The sequence below is a fragment of the Bombella saccharophila genome (assembly GCF_026385475.1).
Classification (GTDB): Bacteria; Pseudomonadota; Alphaproteobacteria; order Acetobacterales; family Acetobacteraceae; genus Bombella; species Bombella saccharophila.
Map to the genome: position 1 here is coordinate 104,686 of NZ_JANIDW010000001.1, position 18,100 is coordinate 122,785.

An 18,100-nucleotide genomic window follows, 5' to 3' on the forward strand; every position below is an offset into this window, starting at 1 on the left:
CTTACGACCCCTTAGGGGGCGTAATATTCGGCTTAAGCATGAGGGCAGGGTCCGCCACGCGGTCATAGTCCTCTCCGCTCATAAAACCGAGATCTAGCGCGCTTTGGCGGGGGCTGAGTCCATGCTTCATGGCGTGATGCGCTACCTGAGAGGCTTTGTCATACCCAATGCTGGGGGAGAGGGCTGTGACCAAGACTAAGGAATGGTCTAATTGTTGGCGGATATGTTCCTCATTGGCGGTTGTGCCCTCAATGAGGAAGCGGCGAAAGTTTTCCATACCATCATGGAGCAAGGTAAGGCTTTGCATGATGTTATGAATCATCACCGGTTTATAGACGTTCATATCCAGCATACCACTGGCCCCGCCCATCCCGACAACTGTATCATTACCCATCACTTGGAGGCAGAGCATAGTGAGGGCCTCGGCTTGAGTGGGGTTGATTTTACCCGGCATGATGGAGGAGCCGGGCTCATTAATCGGGAGGTTTAGCTCCCCCAATCCGGCGCGAGGGCCGCAGGCGAGCAGGCGGATGTCATTAGCAATTTTAAAGAGGCTGCCCGCTAAGGTCCGTAAAGTGGAGGAGAGATGTACAAGGGCATCATGCGCGCCTTGGAGGGCGAATTTATTGCTCCCACTTGTGAAGTCGAGCTGGGTGAGGCGGTTAATCTCTTTACAAGCGCGTGTAGCAAATTGTGGGTCGGTATTTACCCCTGTGCCAAGGGCTGTCCCGCCTAAGGCGAGTGGGAGAAGGCCATCGCGTGCGGCTTCAATACGTTGGATGTTTTCGGCCAGCATACCTGCATAGCCTTCCCATTCCTGCCCTAATGTGATGGGGACAGCATCTTGGAGATGGGTACGGCCGACTTTGACGATATGTTTCCATTGCGCTGCCTTATGAGCAATCGCCCCGTGTAATCGCTCCAAAGCGGGGAGGAGGCGGCGATGGGTGGTGAGTGCGCTGGCAATATACATGGCAGCGGGGAAGGTATCGTTTGTCGATTGCGCCATATTGACATGGTCATTAGGGTGCAGCGGTTTTTTGCTCCCTAAAGGTTGCCCTGTCATTTGGCTCGCACGATTGGCGATGACCTCATTAACATTCATGTTGAATTGCGTGCCAGAGCCTGTCATCCAGACATGTAGCGGGAAGTGACGGTCGTGTATTCCGCTCATAATCTCATCACAAATACGGATGATGAGGTCCGCCTTATCGCCTGCTAACCGCCCACTCGCCGCATTGGCGATGGCACAAGCGCGCTTGAGGATGGCATAGGCCTCAATCATCTCGCGCGGCATGAGGTCCTTCCCAATGCTAAAATACCGTAGAGACCGTTGTGTTTGCGCCCCCCATAGGGCTGTTTGGGGGACTTCAATCTGGCCGAGGCCATCGGTTTCTATACGGTGTGCCATGGGAACTCTCTAGCAAGGGATGGGAAGGACGGGCCTCGTTTATGAGGCCGGACGATAGGGGCGGTAGCGCGGCTGCCAGCTAAGGGCGGCGATGGCCCCTTGCAGGGCGGTATCATCAAAAGCCGGGCAGAGTTGTTCAGCCTGCGCTTGTTGGGCTACGGCATATGCAACTTTAAGAGCAGTTGTGCGAATGGATTCGAGGGGTGGAAGGAGATTCGTCCCCCCATTCTTCAATGGGGAGAGGGCGGCAACGGCTTGCGCGGCGGCCATGATCATCCCTTCACTTACCGTTTTGGCTTTGCAGGCCAAAGCTCCAAGCCCCAAACCGGGGAAGATATACGCATTATTGGTTTGGTCGATCACGACATTCCGGCCATCTAGTTCTACTGGGGCAAAAGGCCCACCTGTGCTGACCCACGCTTGCCCTGCCGTCCAGGTGAGGATGTCCTGCGGTGTGGCTTCTACACAGCTTGTCGGGTTGGAGAGGGGGAAGATGAGCGGACGGGTGCAATGAGTGGCCATCTCGCGAATCATCCCTTCCGTAAAGAGACCGGCTTGGCCAGATACACCAATTAGAATCGTAGGGGCAGATTTGCTGATAACCTCCCCTAGTGGTCGGCCCTGCCCATTCTGAGCGGTTTCATCCTGACGGGCAAAAAGGGTCTGCCCCTCGCTAAGATTAGCCATATCGTGGGTGAGTAAGCCGTTACGGTCCACGATATAGAAGCGTTTAAGGGCGTCCTCACGGCTGAGGCCTTCTGCTTCTAGGGCGGTGAGGAGCAGCTCAGCAATGCCAATCCCTGCCGAGCCACCCCCAGCGATGGCAATGCGTTGTTGGCTTAATTGCTCCCCATTCGCTTGCACACCGCTGAGGATGGCTGCTACGGCAATGGCGGCCGTGCCTTGAATATCGTCATTAAAGCTAGGTAGGCGGTCCCGATAGCGTTTGAGGAGAGGGGCGGCATTACGCCCTGCAAAATCCTCCCAATGGAGGATGATGCCCGGCCAGCGTTGCTGTATAGCGGTGACAAACTCCTCCACAAACTCGGCATAATCTTGCCCGCGGAGGCGAGGTGTACGATTGCCGATATAGGCAGGGTCGTTACGCAGTGTCATGTTCTCTGTCCCCACATCTAAGGTGACAGGGAGTAGAAGGGCAGGGTTTAAGCCTGCACAGGCTGTATAGAGGGCGAGCTTACCAATGGGGATGCCCATCCCATTTGCACCGAGGTCACCCAAGCCTAAAATGCGCTCACCGTCGGTTACGATGATGAGGCGAACGTCATTCTGTGGAATAGCCGCGAGGCGATCAGCGATTTGCCCACGGTCTGCACTGGAGAGGAACAAACCGCGAGGACGCTGCCATATTTTGGAGAATTCCTGACACGCCTCCCCAACGCCGGGTGTATAGACGATGGGCATAAGCTCGGTGAGATATTTTTGGAGCAAGGCGTGGAAGAGCGTCTCGTTATTATCTTGGATTGTCCGTAAGCGCACATAGCGGCTTAAGATATCGTTAGTTGCGGTAATGTAGTTATAAGCGCGTTCAATTTGTTCTTCTAACGTATGAATGCCGGGGGGAAGAAGCCCGTGAAGCCCAAAAGCTGTGCGCTCATCCATGGGGAAGGCTGTGCCTTTATTCAGTAAAGGCGTGTCTAATAAGGCCATCCCGTGTTGGGTGATAGTACGAGGGGAGAGCGGGGCAGCCATGGGCAGGAACCTCCAGAATCGTGGCAGAGCCTTGGATATAACGCCTCAATCATACGGCGAAGTTTAAAGAAAAGGAACCCGTTCTTACTTTTTGCGGTGTTGAATCCATCGCTCCCCGGAGAAGCGGAATTGCGCCAACAGGAACCCTGCTGTTAGCCCAGAGCCCAAAAGGGGGTAGAGCCAGAAGGATGCTGTGCTGAAGGCATGTGGTGTGAGGATGAAAATGAGGGCTAAGCAGAGGGCAAGGCCGCTAAGTGCATAGAGGAGAAGCTCATGGAGGCGGGGGCCATAATGTTTCTCTGCCCCACAATGGGCGCAATGGAGGGCCGTATGTTGGAGGGGTTCATGGCAGCAGGGGCATGGGATGAGTTTATGCGGTGGCAGAGGCTGCGTGCTGTCATGTAATCGGGTGGCGGCTGTGCGGGGTAGGGTGGGCTTCATGGTTGTCCTCCAGAGGTGTGGGTGGGGGCCATTGTGCTGGCTGGTGGCGTGATAGGCGAGGTATGAAACGCCCCAGCAGGAAGGGCAGCTTCAGGATGCGGGCCGAGGAAGGGTTGACCATGCAGGGCATAGAGCAGCAAGGCCACAAGCGGGACTAAGACGAGGGTGGAAATACCAATGATGCGATGCGCATGCCCTGCCCCGCTGAGGCTTGGTGGAGGGGTGGAGATATGGTTGATAATATCGCGCTCTGTCTCAATACGGGCGGCATCATAATGATGTTGGTCCATCAGCCCGGCTTGTTTATCCCGTGCGAGGGCTTCTAGCCGTTCTTGATGGAGGGTGAGGAAGGGGTCTTCCGTCTGTTTGCTGAGTGTTCCGCGTATGGCAAGGCTAATTACAATCGGTAAGCCAATAAACAAGCATAGAAAGGCGAGGATCAGAAACGACATGCAGGCTAGTCCTTATTGAAAAACTGATTGAGTTTTTGGCGTTCTTCCACAGTGAGGGGGGGTGGCGGGGGAGAGGTGCGGCGTGCCCAGAGGGGGCGTGCTAGGAGGAAGCCTATCATAAGGCTGAGGAGTGGCATAAGCCAGAGCAAGGCTGTCGATGCAGAGAAGCGCGGTTGTAAACGGATGAACTCCCCATAGCGTTGGGTCATCCATAAGGTGATGTCTTTTGGTGAGCGGCCTTGCTGGAGTTGCTGACGTACGATGTGGCGGAGGTCTTTTGCTAGGGGGGCGGAGCTTTCCTCAATGCTCTCATTTTGGCAGACGAGGCAGCGTAATTGCTGGCCAATATGCTGGGCTTTTTGTTCTAATACCGGGTCAGGTAGCATTTCATCAGGGCTATCAATAGCATGGCCGATGGAGCTTCCATATAGGCAGATGGCGAGGAGGAGCAGGCCCTTTAGGCAGATGCGCATCATAATGCCCCTCTTAAAAAGGGTTGAATCTGCTCACGATAGAGTGCTTCTGTTAAACTCCCCGTCCCGTGCCAGACAATGCGGCTGCCTGTTAGAGGATGAGGGAGGATGAGGAAGCTCTCCGGCACGCCTGTTACGCCCCATTCAATAGCGCATTGGCCGTCATAATCCATGCCTAGACGGCTGAAGGGGTGATGTGCTTGCTCTAGCCAGTGCGCGGCTTGTGAGGGGGTATCTTTATAACAAACCCCCCATAAAGCGAGCGGGGATGCGGTAGTGGTCTCCCCCGCGATATGCTGGCGGAGGAAGGGGATTTCCTCCAGACAAGGTAAGCACCATGAGGCCCAGATGAGCAGGAGGACAGGCTGCGTGAGGGTGTGAAAATCCTGCCATGAGAGGCCGGGGCAAGGGGTAGGTTGTTCTGGCAAGGCTGGCAGGGGAGAGAAGGCGGGGACCGCTTGGCCTAGCCGTGGGTTGCGAACGGCTTTGGGGTCGAATGTCCCTTGGGTGGCATGGCGGAGCATGTAGAGGAACCCACCCCCTAAGCCAGCGGCCCCTAAAGCGGGCAGAGCAGCGAGATAATGGCGGCGTGTTAGGCGCATGCGGGCCTCCTCTTACGGCGTGCGGGGATGAGATGTAAGACGCCGCCCATGGCCATGATGATTCCGCCAAACCATAGCCAAGAGGCGAGGGGATTTTCATGCACGCGTAAAATAACGCGGTAGGTGTTTTGATCCTGCGGAGTTTGGACCTCTTTAACACTCCCTAAGGCGGCGTAGAGGTCCTCTAACGGGCGGTGGATGATTGCGACATGCAGGATTTTTTGCCCCTGTTGGGGGAAAAGGCGGATTTGCGGCTCAAGGGTGGCTAGCACGGGACCATGTGCATCATGACGGCGGATGATGATGTGAGCTTCTACTGCCTCATAATTCGGGCCATGATGAGGGGTGAGAGCGGTGAGGGCCCAATCATGCCCGCCAAAGTGGAGATGCGTGCCTATTTGGGCCTCAATGAGGCGTTCTTGGCTGCCAGCCATGCCGCATAGGCCCAGCATTGTGATGCCGACCCCAATATGAGCAAGGCTTGTTGCCCAAAGGCTGCGTGGCAAGCGGGAGAGGCCGCGATGCTCTTGCGGCATTGTATAAAAACGCGAGATGAGGTCGTTTAAAGCTGCGTTGATAACCCAAAGAGCGAGGACAGCCACACTCGCTGCCAAAGCGGTGGGAAAGAGCCAGAAGGCGGGCAGAATGGCCCCAAGAGTAAAGCATAGAGGCAGCGCAAGACGGCGTAAGGTTGGGTTTATAGGGGCATAACGCCAAGGTAAGGCCATGCTGCCCCCCATTAGGAGGAGGAGCGGGATGATGAATGGCGTTGTTGTGGCCTCAAAAAACGGTTTACCGACCGATAAGGTGCGCCCAAAGAGCAGTTGCATAAAAGGTGGGTAGAGCGTGCCTGTAAGCACGATGGCGCATAAGGTGCAGAGGAGGATGTTGTTAAGGACTAACGCTCCTTCCCGTGAGAGGGGGGTGAAGGATGGTGTTGCTGGTGGCAGGAGGTTAGGCGCGCGCAAGGCGAAAAGTAATAATCCACCCCCGCCATAAAGGCCCAATAAGGCAAGGATAAAAAGGCCGCGTGCCGGGTCATTCGCAAAGGCATGAACGGAGTTGAGAATCCCCGAGCGGACAAGGAATGTGCCAGAGAGTGAGAGCGCGAAGGTGGCGAGGGCGAGTAAGAGGCACCAGCTTTGCAAATGGCTGCGTTTTTCCACCACAATGACGCTATGGAGGAGGGCTGTGCCTGTTAACCACGGGATGAGCGCGGCATTTTCCACCGGGTCCCAAAACCAATAGCCCCCCCATCCTAAGACGGCATAGGACCACCACGCGCCTAATGTGATGCCTAATGTAAGCAACGCCCATGCGCTGATGACCCATGGGCGGGCATAGCGTGCCCAAAGCGCATCGGCGCGGCCATCTAGCAAGGCACTTATGGCAAAGGCGAAGGGCACGGCAAAGCCGACATAGCCGCTATATAATAGGGGTGGATGCACAGCGAGGCCGGGGTCTTGCAGTAGGGGGTTCATCCCTAGCCCATCTATCGGGACGGGCCAGAGGCGGAGGAAGGGGTTGGAGGTTGTGAGACAAAAAAGCTCAAATCCTGCACTGACGATGCCTAAAAGGGCGAGGAGGCGGCTGCGTAAACGGGGTGGCAACCCGGCGGGATGGCGGGGGCTTTGGCCGGGGAGGAGGGCTAAGAGGGCGCAATAGAGGCTTAGCAAGCTCACCCATAAAAGGAGAGAGCCTTCATGATTGCCCCATAATCCGGCTATTTTATAAGGCCATGGTTTGTTGATGGCAGAGTTATCGGCAATGAGTTTGAGGGAGAAATCATCCCCTAAAGCAGCGATGATGAGGCAGGCCCACGAGATGAGCAATGCGAGGCAATGGCTGAGGGCAAGCGGGCGGGCCAAGGCTGTAAGCGGGCTATGGGCGCGGCGCAACCCTATGAGGGGTAATATTCCTTGCAGGGCAGCAAGCACACAAGCGAGGGCGAGGGCAAAATGCCCGCTTTCTGGTGAAAAGACGGGGGCTAAGGGTGCAAGCAGTGTGGTGAAAAGGGCCTGCATATCAGGGTGTGTTCTTTAGGGTGGTGGAGCTTTTGGCGGGGGCGGTCATACGGTTCCAACTTGCAGCATCAGGTGGGGGGCCAAAGCGAGGGTCCCATTTGCCGGTTTTTTGCAGAGCATCAGCCACCTCTTTGGGCATGTAAGTTTCGTCATGTTTAGCGAGGACCTCAGAAGCGAGGAAATATCCTGAAGGCTGATAATAGCCCAAAGCCACAACGCTTTGCCCTTCGCGGAAGAGGTCGGGTAAAATGCCGTGATAGGAGACGCGCAAGGCGGTTTGGCCATCTGTGACCTCAAAGGAGGTATCTGGCGTGCCATCTTGGGTGGGTTGGTTATGGAGGGAGCCTGCCACCACCATGCCGCCTAGCCGGATGGTTTGGTGTATGGGTGGGGGGTGTGCGTGTATTTGTGCAGGGGTCATGAAGAAGATAATCGTGCTGGAGAGCGCATGCATGATCAATCCCACCGCCCCAGCGAAGCAGCTTAGGCATGCGATGATGAGCCAAAACCGGCCAGCCTTACGGCGCATGAAAGGGCGTGATGAGGGCATAGAGCGTTAGTCTAAAGAGGATGACGGTTTATAGAGGCGGTGCATAAGGGCAAGACGCCGTTTTGCACGATATAAACGGATGAGGCTACCACCGAGGATGAGCAGGACGGCAAGGCAGGTAAGCCCATAGCTGGCGAGGATAAAGCCCCAATGAGGGGGCCATGAGGGTGGGGTCATAATGTGGGGTCCTGCATGGCAAGGGCTTGGGCGCGGCGCTCGAGCAAGGCGGCATGGAGGCGGAGCAATAAAAGGGCGAACCCTGTAAGGGTAAAGCCGATGGTACAGACTATGAGTGGGTAAAAGAAGCTCATAGCCATAGTTGGGGCTTTGGTAAGGGTGATGCTGGCAGGCTGGTGCAGGCTATTCCACCATTGGACGCTGAATTTGATGATGGGGAGGTCTACCGCCCCGGCAAGGGCCAGCAGGGCCGCTGCGCGTTGGCCGCGGAGTGGGTCATCAAATGCGCGGATGGTAAGGATGTGACCAAGATAGAGGCAAAAGAGAATGAGGACGGAGGTGAGCCGTGCATCCCATACCCACCATGTTCCCCAGCTTGGTTTGCCCCATAGTGAGCCTGTGATGAGGCATAAAGCCGCAGCCATAGCCCCAAGCGGCCCTGCCTCCACAGCGATAAGACCAATAAGAGGGTTGCGCCATACAAGATAGAGAAAGCCACATAAGGCGAGGAGGGCGTAATCCAAACTGGCAAGCCATGCCATCGGGACATGGAGGAACATGATGCGGACAGTCTCTCCCTGTTGCCAGTCCGCCGGGGCAAAAAAGAGGCCCCATATCATCCCAACAGCCAGCATGCTTAACCCTACACATAAGCAAGGGAGGGTGAGGCGGCGGATGAGTGTGAGGCACGCGGTGGGGCTGGTTGTCCAACGGGTTAGGGATGAGGATATGCGCATAGCCCCTAGTATGGACGTTTTAGGGGGCGGAAGAAAATGAAAAATATGAAGGGTGGGGGCCGTAAGCATGTTCGCACCATCCTGTAGGAAACGACTCTTTGAAAAAGAGATGAAGTCGGGCATGGTGGGGCCAATAGCGTATAGAATATAAGGAGAATGGAGCCATGGCCTTCTGGCTGATTAAATCGGAGCCAGCGTCTTTTTCGTGGGATGAGCAGGTGCAGAATGATGTTGAGCCATGGACAGGCGTGCGGAATTATCAAGCGCGGAATAATTTGAAGGCCATGAAATGCGGCGATAAGGCGTTGTTCTATCATTCCGTGACGGAAAAGCGCATTGTCGGTGTGGTAGAGGTTGTGAAGGAAGCTTACCCCGACCCAACAGCAGAGGACCCGCGTTGGGTCTGTGTGGATGTTAAAGCAGATGGGGCTTTTGTACAGCCTATCACATTGGCAGAGATTAAAGCCGACCCTACCTTAACAGAGATGGCTTTATTGAAGCAGTCTCGTCTTTCGGTCGCACCGGTGCGGGAGGAGGAGTTTGCGTATCTCACAAAAAAGGGCCAGTGGGAAAAAGCCTGATTAAAGGTTAGTAACAACGAGGAAGCTTTTGTGTAAAAGCCGATTCTTAAAAGGAGGTACAGAGCATGAGTAACGAGCGGAAAGAGCATGTGCCCAGCGCGGCTTTTCTGTTTCAGGACCTCGATACGGAGGCTCTGTCCCAATTACATGCCGTGCTTGATGGTGTTGAGAAGGGGCGTAGCACCCTAACCCGTTTGGCGGATTTGATGGGCGGTGCGGTTGGTCGTGCAGCGCATTTGGGCTTGCATACGCTCTCTTTGGCACCGGGCCTGCAAGAGAAGGTGCAATCCCTTGCCGGTACAGCGTTAGAGCAAGCTTATCGCATCGCGATTTTGGGGTTGGAGCGGCAAAAGGGGCGGCCTCAGCACGCGATTAAGGAGAGGATGAGGCAAGCCGTTGTTGCAGCTTCTGGCGCGGCGGGCGGCTTTGGCGGCCTTATGAGCATGGGGCCGGATATTGGCTTTACCACCCTAACGATTATGCGTGAGATTGCCATTATCGCGCAGGAAAATGGGGAGGATTTGCAAAGCGAGGAAACACGCCGCGCGTGTTTGGAAGTCTTTGCCCTACGGAATATGGGCGGCAAACAGGGCGGCGAGCCGGGTGAGGGGCAAGGTGAGCTCGGCTTTTTTGCAGCACGCAGCCTCATGCGCGGTCAGCCGCTTGTATTGCTTATGGCGGAAGTTGCTGGCCATTATGGGATGGCTCTCTCCCGCAAATTAGCGGCGCAGATGGTCCCGGTAGCGGGGGCCTTATGTGGGGCAGCGATTAACTCCGCCTTTTTGGCGCATTATCGTGCGGTGGCGAAAGCGCATTTCACCATCCGGCGGTTGGAGCGCACCCACGGTATGGCCGTGCAGGAGGCTGCCGAGGCGTATCGGGGTCATGCAGGGGCAGAGGGCTAGACGCATCAGCCCTTTTTATGACGGCAGAGCTGGTAAAGCTCTAACGGGGCGAAGATGAGGATGCCAAGAAGGCAGCCAACCTCAATGATGTTCATAAGAGGGCGCAGGGCAGGGCGGGCGAGTTGCAGCATGAATGCCAGCCCTAGGCTGAGAGCGTAGATATATGTTTGGTAGGATGAAGGCTGACGTGTGGACATGAAGAGTCTTTCTATAAGGGCTGCTTGAGAGATGGAGACTATCACGGCTGAGTTAGTTTTGCGCGCTTATGCGGCAGGTTTATTTCCCATGGCTCCAGATGAGCAGAGCGATGAGCTGGAATGGTTCTGCCCACAAGAGCGGGGGATTATCCCGCTAGAGCCTTTGGAGGCCATCCGCCTACCGCGGCGGTTGATGCGGAGCGTCTTAGCCGGGCATTATCGCCTTTGTAGTGATGAAGATTTTGATGGCATGATGCAAGCCTGTGCCCAAGCCACCGCTGAGCGGCCAGAGACATGGATTAGCGGGCGGATTCGGCAGCTTTATGGGGAGTTGCATCGCTTAGGTCATGCTCATTCTGTCGAGGTGCGCGATAAAGAGAGCGGGGCTTTGCTCGGCGGGCTTTATGGCGTCTCCCTGCATGGGGCGTTCTTTGGGGAGAGCATGGTCTCGCGCGTGCGGGATGCCTCCAAAATCGCGCTGGTGCATCTCATGGCGGCATTGCGGCGTGGGGGGTATAAGCTTTTAGATACGCAATATATCACCCCTCATTTAGCGCGTTTGGGTGGGGTGTCTGTCCCCTTTATAGCGTATAAACAGCAGCTTGAGGCGGCCATGATGCAGGAAGGCCATTGGCCTGATGATATAAGTTTGGAGGCTTTGGCAGCCGAGATTACCCTTATGGCCCAGCGTTCTAAAGGGAGATGAAGGGCGGGGGCATTTTTCCCTCTGGCTCTCTCTTTTTGGTCTGATTATGGTGGGGGTGAGATTGTGAATGAGACGAGCAAGAAAGAGAGGCAGTGATGACACTTTGGCGTATCAAGCGGGATGGGCAGCATAGATGCGGCAAGGGTGGTGTGATAGCGGCTGCCTCATTGGCGATTCTGGTAGGGGCTCATACGTCTCTTGCATGGGCAGGGGCGGATCACCCGCCGCTATCTCCCACGCGGGATGCGGTGGTGACGTATCGCTTCCAAACGGAGGTGCTGCCGGGTGATAAAAAAGGCAGTGAGCCGGAGCATCAAGTCAAAGTATCCTTCGCTGCATCAGGAGACCGGCTACGGATAGACCCTGACGATGGCCGCAGTGCAACAATTTTAAATCGCCAAACCCAGATTATGACGCTCGTGAGTATGCAAGAGCGGCGTTATATTGAGTTTCGCCCTATGCATGGGTTGCATAATCCGTTCTTCTTAGGGTTAGGGATGACCTACCACCCTGAGGGAACGGAGCAGATTGCTCATGTCACGTGTCAGAATTGGACGATTGATAGCAAGCGCGGCAAAGCAAAAGCCTGTGTGACGGAGGATGGTCTTATTCTCTCTGAAGAAGGGGTGGATGCTGATGGGCTAACGGGCCGTTTAAAGGCCATTGCCGTAGAGTATAAAGACTTACCTGCGGATATTTTTACGCCTCCAGCTGGGTTCCAGAAGTTTGATCCATTTGCCAAGATGAAGAAGCAGCTTGCACAAAAGCAGGCGCAGCAAGCACAGCAATCTCAGCAAGGCCAGCCGCCCGTGCCGGGTGCTGCGATGGAGGGTATGCGCCGTGGGGGCCATGAGGCTGTGGAGCAACCTGCTGGGGACCAACCTCATAGCCCTGATGATTCGGTAGGGGATGGGAGTGTTACCCATAGCGACCAACCTACAAGCAGCAATGAGGGGCAATAAGCCATGACGCAAGAAACGCACGTAATAGAGCTTGGGCAGAGCGCGCCGGACTTCACGTTGGAGGGCGTTGGTCCACAAGGGGAAACGCAGGTAGAGAGTGCCTCGCTAAAAGGTAAACCTTATTTATTATACTTCTACCCGCGGGCTTCTACGCCGGGTTGTACAACGCAAGCGTGTGATTTGCGTGACCATTTGGCAGAATTACGCATCCCCGGTGGGGAGGGGCTGACAGTACTGGGTGTTAGTCCCGATGCTCTTGGCGCGTTAGAGACGTTCCTCACCAAGCAGGCACTGAGCTTTACGCTCCTTTCCGACCATGAGCATAAATTGGCTGAGGCTTATGGCGTTTGGGTGCTTAAAAAGCTGTATGGGCGTGAGTTTATGGGGATAGAGCGTAGCTCCTTCCTTATTGATGCGCAGGGGCGTATTGCTGCTTTTAAGCGGAAGGTCAGCCCTGCAAAGCATGTGGCTTGGGTGCAAGAGGCTTTAGCACAGCTGTAAGGCTTTTTAGATATGTCCTTCTTGAGGTCTCCTAGAGTATGAACTGGCAGCCAATGGTACGCCGTGTGGCGTTTGGTCTTTTAATCCCATTTGTTGGGGTGTTATTGGCTGTGGCTCTGCTTTTGGGGCGGTTAGCGCAGGGACCGTTGGATGTGACGGGTCTATCCCATCGGTGGGGTGGGGCGTTAACACATATAGGCGGGGGGACATTGCAATGGGAGCGCATGGCCCTCGCATGGCAACCGCAAAAGGGCGGTCACTCCTCCAAATTATTATTGCAGTTTGATAATATTCGCTTCATCGCTCCTTCTGCTCCTATACAGCATATAGAGCATGTGGGGTTTACCTTTAAATTAGCTTCTCTATTGCGTGGGACGGTGAGGGCGCGCTCGCTTGAGGTGCAAGGGGTCAATGTAACCCTGATAAAGACCTTACAAGGCCGTGTGCAGGTTGCAGGGATGGGGCGTAATGCACGGACGCATCATCGCTCTGGGGGGGCTGAGTCCTTCGCTTCGCTCGTGCCGTATCATCTTACTATGCATGATATTCATCTCACCATGTTGGATGAGGCTCAACCAGATGCCTCTTTGGTGATGAGTATGCCGGATATGCAAGCGGATTATACAACGCGGAGCGGCTGGCAAGGCCAATTTGCGCTTTCTCTTCGTGGGCCGGGCTTGGTGGAAGGCTTGGATATCGCGACGGTGCAGATTAAGGGCGATATTGCCCCAGAGGGGAGCGGGAAAAGCCATTGGCACTTCACTCTTTCCCCTATGCGCTTGCCCGCTTTGGCCCCGTGGATTCCTGTGGCGAATGAGCAGAAGAAAGGGCTTCTAGTCGCTAATCTGCCGCTTGCTTTTCAGCTAGAAGGGCAGTTTCAGCAACGCGGTGTGTTAGGAGCGTTCGAGACGCTTAGTGGCACAGTTGAGGCTGGGGCGGGGGAGGTTATTCGGCCGGGGAAGATGCCTTTCCGTGTGTCATCGGCTCGGTCGCGCTTCACCTTTGGGCCGGCTCATGCTGATAAGCCCGAGCCGTGGGCATTGGCCCTGCATACGGATCTAACTGCTCTGGATTCCCATGAGATTCCTGTCCCATTTGTTATTGATGCTCATGGCGAAATGGACCATCTACAGCATGCACATAATGTCAGCATGACGGTAGATGGTAAGGTTGCTGCCTTCGATTTTGCAACATTAGCGAGCGTCTGGCCAGAAGGGGCCGCTCGCGGTGCGCGGCGTTGGATGACAACCAATATGACTGCCGGGCGGGGGGATCATCTCCGGCTTATCCTCTATTTCTCCAGTACAACGGGTTTAGCGGGGTTGGATGTCCATGCTTTGGATGGTGATTTGATTGGCCATGGGCTGAATGTGACATGGTTAGATAATATGCCCCAAGTAACGGGGGAATATGCTCATGCCCATTTCATAGGGCCAGAGACATTGCAAATAGACCTTCAGCACGGCCATATTGCTGACGGTAAAGGCGGTATGGTTTTGCTGCCTTCTGGGCGCATTATATTGAGTGATTTGTTACATCATGAACAAATGGGTGAGTTCTCTTTGGGGATAGAGGGCAAATTACCACCTTTTTTATATATTTTATCATATCCCCGTTTGAATCTCTTAGCCCGTCATCCTGTTGACCCGGCGACAACGCAGGGCGAGATGAAGGGAACTTTTACAATCAAATTACCGCTTAAAAAACATGTCAGTATGAAGGAGTTGCAGTTCGGGGCAGCGTTTGACATTCACGATATTGGGATAGCGATGCCCGGTATTGACCATGTACAGCAAGGGTGGGGACGGCTTTCTATTAATGAGACTAGCCTGACGATTAAAGGCGGGGCGGTTTTTCGTGGTCTTACAGTAGCGGGGAGTGTGTTTGATAGTTTCCAATCCAATATTGCAGGGCGTTTGTTATTGAAGGCTGATTTAACCGCCCCGCTTGGTGTAGCGGAGTTTCGCACCCTTGGGGTGCCTGCCTCTATTGCGCGGCCTTCCGTGTTAAAAGGTAAAGCGCAAAGTCATGTTGTGTATGAACAATATGGATTAGGCAACAAGCATAAACGTACGAAGGCTCAATTACAGCTAGACCTTACGCCGCTCGCTGTGACAGCTTCTTTCTGGCAGAAGCCCGCCGGGGTGGATGCAGGTTTAGTTGGGACAATCCTATGGGAGAATGGTAAGCTTGTCGGGTTGGATGATGTGCAAGCGCATGGGCCGCAGATTGCTTTAAAGGCGGAGGGGCGCGTGCGGCAAGGGCAGGTGGGCGGTGTTCATCTGACGCACTTTCAACTTGGCCGGACAGAGGGCAACGCTGTGTTAGACTGGCCTTTAAAGGGTGATCTGACAGCACGTTATCAAGCGAATATTCAAGCAGAGCTTTTAGACCTTACCCCATGGTGGGGGAAGAAGAAGGGGCAACCTGTTGCGAAGCCTCCTGCGGGTGCGGGTAAATCGCCATCCAAATCGCGCACATCTTTCCTCCCAGCGGGGACGTGGAAGGTGAGTCTGGAGGCTGATAAAGTCTTTTATGGAAAGGCGAAAACGGCCTCTCATGTCATAGTGCGTGCGCAATGGGCGGCTCACCATGTAACAGAGCTTGCCTTGCATATACGCCAACCTAATCCGCTCGCTTTTGACCTCAGCCCCATCCCCGGGCAGAAGGGCGCGTATGATGTGAAGTTTACGGTAGCGGATTTTGGGGCTTGGCTGGCCTCCCTTGGGGTTTATCAGCAACTTACCGGTGGTACGGTGGATTTGGAGGGGCGCTGTCAGCCTGTAGTACCGGGAAGCTCGGTGACGGAGGCAGAGCAAACAATGGGTATAGGCCTTGGTCTGCCTCCTTTTACGGGGACGCTTAAAATAGACCATCTAAACTTAGAGCATCCGCCAACACCCTTAGTTGTGGCTACCTTTGCTGCCCCCTTGCATTGGGGGCAGATCTCACGGGAACGTTTTGAGGATGTGCGCCTTCGTGCGTCGTTCCATATGGCGGGGAACCAATTGGACGTGGAGGATGGCCGAGCCAGCAATGCCATCTTTGGGGGCACGATGAAAGGGCAGGTCGATCTCGGGCAGGAGATGTTGCATATGCAAGGGACGCTCTCGCCATTCTTTGGGGTGAATCAAGCCGCAGGGAGCGTCTTTGGGGCTAAAAAAGGCAGTGGGGCCATGGCGGTGACCTATAAGCTAGAGGGGAGTTTTGCCAAACCCGCCTTGCATGTTAATTATCTCTCAGCATTTGTGCCGGCTATATTAAGGCGTTTGTTCGAGTAGCTTTTATCATCAAGGCTGTCGGATAAATGTGAGAGAGGATGAGGGCGGAGATTATGGCGGATCTCTTTGGTAGGTCTCCCTCAGAGGAGCCAGAGGCGGGAGCGGCATTGCCACGCCGTGGGGCTGCTATAGGGCATAAGGCGGGGACGCAGCCTTTAGCAGACCGATTGCGCCCGCAACATCTAGGGGATGTTCGCGGTCAAGAGCATCTCTTAGGGCCAGAAGGCACGCTGACACGGATGTTAGAGAGCGGCCATCTCTCAAGCTTAATCCTCTGGGGTGGGCCGGGCTGTGGTAAGACGACCATTGCTCAGCTTCTCGCCGCTCAAGCTGGGTTGTTTTATACGAAAATCTCAGCCGTCTTTTCAGGCGTGGCAGATTTAAAAAAGGCGTTTGAGGAAGCACGGCGCAAAGCAGAGGCTACCGGGCGGGGGACGCTATTATTTGTTGATGAGATTCACCGTTTTAATCGGGCGCAGCAAGATGGCTTCCTCCCCTATGTGGAGCGCGGCACGGTCGTATTGGTGGGAGCGACAACGGAGAACCCCTCCTTTGCGCTGAACTCCGCTCTTTTATCGCGTTGTCAGGTCTTGGTGTTGCATCGTCTTGATGATGAGGCGTTGGAGCAATTATTGTGCCGTGCCGAGGGGGAGATAGGCCGCACCCTCCCGCTCACCAAGGAAGGACGGGCCTCACTAAGGGCAATGGCGGATGGGGATGGGCGTTATCTGCTTAATATGGTGGAGCAGCTTTTATCGCTTACAAAAGCAGATACGCAGCCACTTACCCCGGAGGCTTTAGCGCGCTCCTTAGCCCGCCGTCCTGTTTTGTATGATAAAGATAGGGATGAGCATTATAATCTTATCTCTGCGTTGCATAAATCATTGCGTGGTAGTGATCCTGACGCGGCCCTTTATTGGTTTGCCCGTATGTTAGAAGGGGGGGAGGACCCGCGCTATATTGCCCGCCGTCTTGTGCGTTTTGCGAGTGAGGATATTGGCGAGGCTGACCCAACCTCTCTGCCGCTCGCGCAAGCTGGGGCGACAGCTTATGAGCGTCTTGGCTCGCCAGAGGGGGAGGTCGCATTAGCGCAGGTTGTGGTGCATCTTGCTGTGGCGTCTAAGTCGAATGCTGTTTACAAAGCGTATAACCAAGCACGGGCTTTAGCCAAACAGACAGGGAGCCTCATGCCGCCTGCACATATTCGCAACGCCCCAACAGCGTTGATGAAGGAGCTAGGCTATAATAAAGGTTATGAGTATGACCATGATTATGAGGATGGTGTCTCTGGCCAAAATTACTTTCCAGAAGGGATGGAGCGCGTGACGCTTTATGAGCCGGTTGATCGTGGTTTTGAAAAAAGAATTCGCGAGCGTCTGGACATGTTGACGCAGAAACGGGCATCTCGCCAATCATGAGTGTTCAGAATCGTATTGTCAGTGAGGATGAGGCCGATTTACGCCTTGATCGCTGGTTCCGCCGTCATTATCCCAATTTGACCCAAGGCGGGTTGCAGAAATTATGCCGTAAAGGGCAGGTGCGGGTTGATGGTGGGCGTGTACAACCTAATAAACGGCTTTACCCCGGCCAGAGCATCCGCATCCCGCCTCTGCCAGACCAAAGCCGCCCGGCCCCGCCGCCACCGCCTAACCCAGAGCTTATCCAACAAATGCGGGATATGATTCTGTATGAGGATGAGCAGCTCATTGTGTTGAACAAACCCTCTGGTCTGGCAACACAAGGCGGCCCCGGCATTACCGTACATGTGGATATGATGTTGGAAGGGTTGCGCCCTGAAGGGGGCGAGAAGCCCCGGCTTGTTCACCGTATCGACCGGGATACATCAGGGTTGCTCCTTGTGGCGCGGACGCCCGGCGTTGCGGCGAAGTTGGCGGCGGCTTTTCGTAGTCGTGAGGTGAGCAAGACCTATTGGGCGGTTGTGGTGGGGCGTCCCACACCGCCAGAGGGCGTTATTGATCAGCCTTTGGCCAAAGTAGGGGCTGGTGGGGCCTCGCTCATCGTGCCAGTAGAGCGCGGCGATGAGGATGCGATGAGTGCTAAAAGTGCTTATGAGACGCTCGATGCCACGGGTAAGCGGTTTAGCTGGCTGGCCCTTTCACCATGGACGGGGCGGACGCATCAATTACGCGTCCATACAGAGAGCTTAGGCACGCCTATTTTGGGGGACCCGCGCTATGGCGGGGCCGCAGCGCATGTGGAGGGTTTCCCCGACCGGTTGCATCTTCATGCGCGTATGCTGGCCTTCCCCCACCCAGCAGGGGGACGGTTGGAGGTTACGGCTCCTTTGCCGCCGCATATGCAAGAGACGTTTCAGATGTTGGGGTTTATCGCAGGTGATACCCCTAAGCCCCGCCGTAGCCGTTAAGATG

At 55.1% G+C, this 18,100-nt stretch carries 19 protein-coding genes; 8 read left to right on the top strand and 11 right to left on the bottom strand.

Annotated features, from left to right (window positions below; genetic code table 11):
* Position 1 precedes the first annotated feature (1 nt).
* The 10 genes from NQF64_RS00475 to ccmC all read right to left on the bottom strand — a co-directional run bounded on the left by NQF64_RS00475 (position 2) and on the right by ccmC (position 8,577).
* Positions 2-1,411 carry a class II fumarate hydratase gene (locus NQF64_RS00475; protein ID WP_266106131.1) on the bottom strand — a complete coding sequence of 470 codons (1,410 nt, stop codon included), beginning with the start codon at positions 1,409-1,411 and terminating at the stop codon, positions 2-4.
* Positions 1,412-1,450: 39 nt separating this feature from the next.
* Positions 1,451-3,121: an NAD-dependent malic enzyme gene (locus NQF64_RS00480; protein ID WP_266106132.1), complete on the bottom strand. Its 1,671-nt coding sequence runs from the start codon at positions 3,119-3,121 to the stop codon at positions 1,451-1,453.
* A gap of 84 nt (positions 3,122-3,205) precedes the next feature.
* Positions 3,206-3,562 carry a hypothetical protein gene (locus NQF64_RS00485; RefSeq protein ID WP_266106133.1) on the bottom strand — a complete coding sequence of 119 codons (357 nt, stop codon included), beginning with the start codon at positions 3,560-3,562 and terminating at the stop codon, positions 3,206-3,208.
* Positions 3,559-4,014 (bottom strand): c-type cytochrome biogenesis protein CcmI, encoded by a 456-nt coding sequence (gene ccmI, locus NQF64_RS00490; RefSeq protein WP_266106134.1) that lies wholly within the window; start codon positions 4,012-4,014, stop codon positions 3,559-3,561. The genes NQF64_RS00485 and ccmI overlap by 4 nt, the downstream gene beginning before the upstream one ends.
* Positions 4,015-4,019: 5 nt before the next feature.
* Positions 4,020-4,490, bottom strand: a complete 471-nt coding sequence (locus NQF64_RS00495; RefSeq protein ID WP_266106135.1) for a cytochrome c-type biogenesis protein — start codon at positions 4,488-4,490, stop codon at positions 4,020-4,022.
* Positions 4,487-5,089: a thioredoxin domain-containing protein gene (locus tag NQF64_RS00500; protein ID WP_099026235.1), complete on the bottom strand. Its 603-nt coding sequence runs from the start codon at positions 5,087-5,089 to the stop codon at positions 4,487-4,489. The genes NQF64_RS00495 and NQF64_RS00500 overlap by 4 nt, the downstream gene beginning before the upstream one ends.
* Positions 5,080-7,113, bottom strand: a complete 2,034-nt coding sequence (locus tag NQF64_RS00505) for a heme lyase CcmF/NrfE family subunit (RefSeq protein ID WP_266106136.1) — start codon at positions 7,111-7,113, stop codon at positions 5,080-5,082. The genes NQF64_RS00500 and NQF64_RS00505 overlap by 10 nt, the downstream gene beginning before the upstream one ends.
* 1 nt (position 7,114) lies before the next feature.
* The gene (ccmE, locus tag NQF64_RS00510; protein WP_266106568.1) at positions 7,115-7,642 is read right to left on the bottom strand and encodes a cytochrome c maturation protein CcmE; all 528 of its coding nucleotides are present in this window, start codon (positions 7,640-7,642) and stop codon (positions 7,115-7,117) included.
* A gap of 27 nt (positions 7,643-7,669) precedes the next feature.
* Positions 7,670-7,840, bottom strand: a complete 171-nt coding sequence (gene ccmD, locus NQF64_RS00515) for a heme exporter protein CcmD (protein ID WP_180794174.1) — start codon at positions 7,838-7,840, stop codon at positions 7,670-7,672.
* Complete coding sequence (gene ccmC / locus NQF64_RS00520) at positions 7,837-8,577, bottom strand: heme ABC transporter permease CcmC (protein WP_266106137.1); 741 nt, start codon at positions 8,575-8,577, stop codon at positions 7,837-7,839. Before ccmC ends, ccmD begins: the two co-directional genes overlap by 4 nt.
* A 164-nt stretch (positions 8,578-8,741) precedes the next feature.
* Here ccmC and NQF64_RS00525 point away from each other — a divergent pair, with 164 nt between their 5' ends.
* Positions 8,742-9,158 carry an EVE domain-containing protein gene (locus NQF64_RS00525; RefSeq protein WP_155579095.1) on the top strand — a complete coding sequence of 139 codons (417 nt, stop codon included), beginning with the start codon at positions 8,742-8,744 and terminating at the stop codon, positions 9,156-9,158.
* A gap of 65 nt (positions 9,159-9,223) precedes the next feature.
* Positions 9,224-10,063 (top strand): EcsC family protein, encoded by an 840-nt coding sequence (locus tag NQF64_RS00530; protein ID WP_266106138.1) that lies wholly within the window; start codon positions 9,224-9,226, stop codon positions 10,061-10,063.
* 5 nt (positions 10,064-10,068) lie between these two features.
* Here the strand turns inward: NQF64_RS00530 and NQF64_RS00535 are convergent, their stop codons facing one another.
* Positions 10,069-10,260 carry a hypothetical protein gene (locus NQF64_RS00535; protein ID WP_099026231.1) on the bottom strand — a complete coding sequence of 64 codons (192 nt, stop codon included), beginning with the start codon at positions 10,258-10,260 and terminating at the stop codon, positions 10,069-10,071.
* 31 nt (positions 10,261-10,291) lie between these two features.
* Between NQF64_RS00535 and aat the strand changes: the two genes are divergently transcribed.
* From aat to NQF64_RS00565, 6 genes are all read left to right on the top strand, one after another.
* Positions 10,292-10,966 (top strand): leucyl/phenylalanyl-tRNA--protein transferase, encoded by a 675-nt coding sequence (gene aat / locus NQF64_RS00540; RefSeq protein WP_099026230.1) that lies wholly within the window; start codon positions 10,292-10,294, stop codon positions 10,964-10,966.
* A gap of 95 nt (positions 10,967-11,061) precedes the next feature.
* Positions 11,062-11,928 carry a hypothetical protein gene (locus NQF64_RS00545; protein WP_099026229.1) on the top strand — a complete coding sequence of 289 codons (867 nt, stop codon included), beginning with the start codon at positions 11,062-11,064 and terminating at the stop codon, positions 11,926-11,928.
* Positions 11,929-11,931: 3 nt separating this feature from the next.
* Positions 11,932-12,429 carry a thioredoxin-dependent thiol peroxidase gene (gene bcp, locus NQF64_RS00550; RefSeq protein ID WP_266106139.1) on the top strand — a complete coding sequence of 166 codons (498 nt, stop codon included), beginning with the start codon at positions 11,932-11,934 and terminating at the stop codon, positions 12,427-12,429.
* 38 nt (positions 12,430-12,467) lie between these two features.
* Positions 12,468-15,710 carry an AsmA-like C-terminal region-containing protein gene (locus NQF64_RS00555; protein ID WP_266106140.1) on the top strand — a complete coding sequence of 1,081 codons (3,243 nt, stop codon included), beginning with the start codon at positions 12,468-12,470 and terminating at the stop codon, positions 15,708-15,710.
* A 53-nt stretch (positions 15,711-15,763) separates the two neighbouring features.
* Positions 15,764-17,128, top strand: coding sequence for a replication-associated recombination protein A (locus NQF64_RS00560; protein ID WP_407651775.1), 1,365 nt, complete (start codon positions 15,764-15,766; stop codon positions 17,126-17,128).
* A complete protein-coding gene (locus NQF64_RS00565; protein ID WP_099026225.1) occupies positions 17,125-18,096 on the top strand; it encodes an RluA family pseudouridine synthase in 972 nt (323 codons plus the stop codon). Before NQF64_RS00560 ends, NQF64_RS00565 begins: the two co-directional genes overlap by 4 nt.
* Positions 18,097-18,100: the final 4 nt, after the last annotated feature.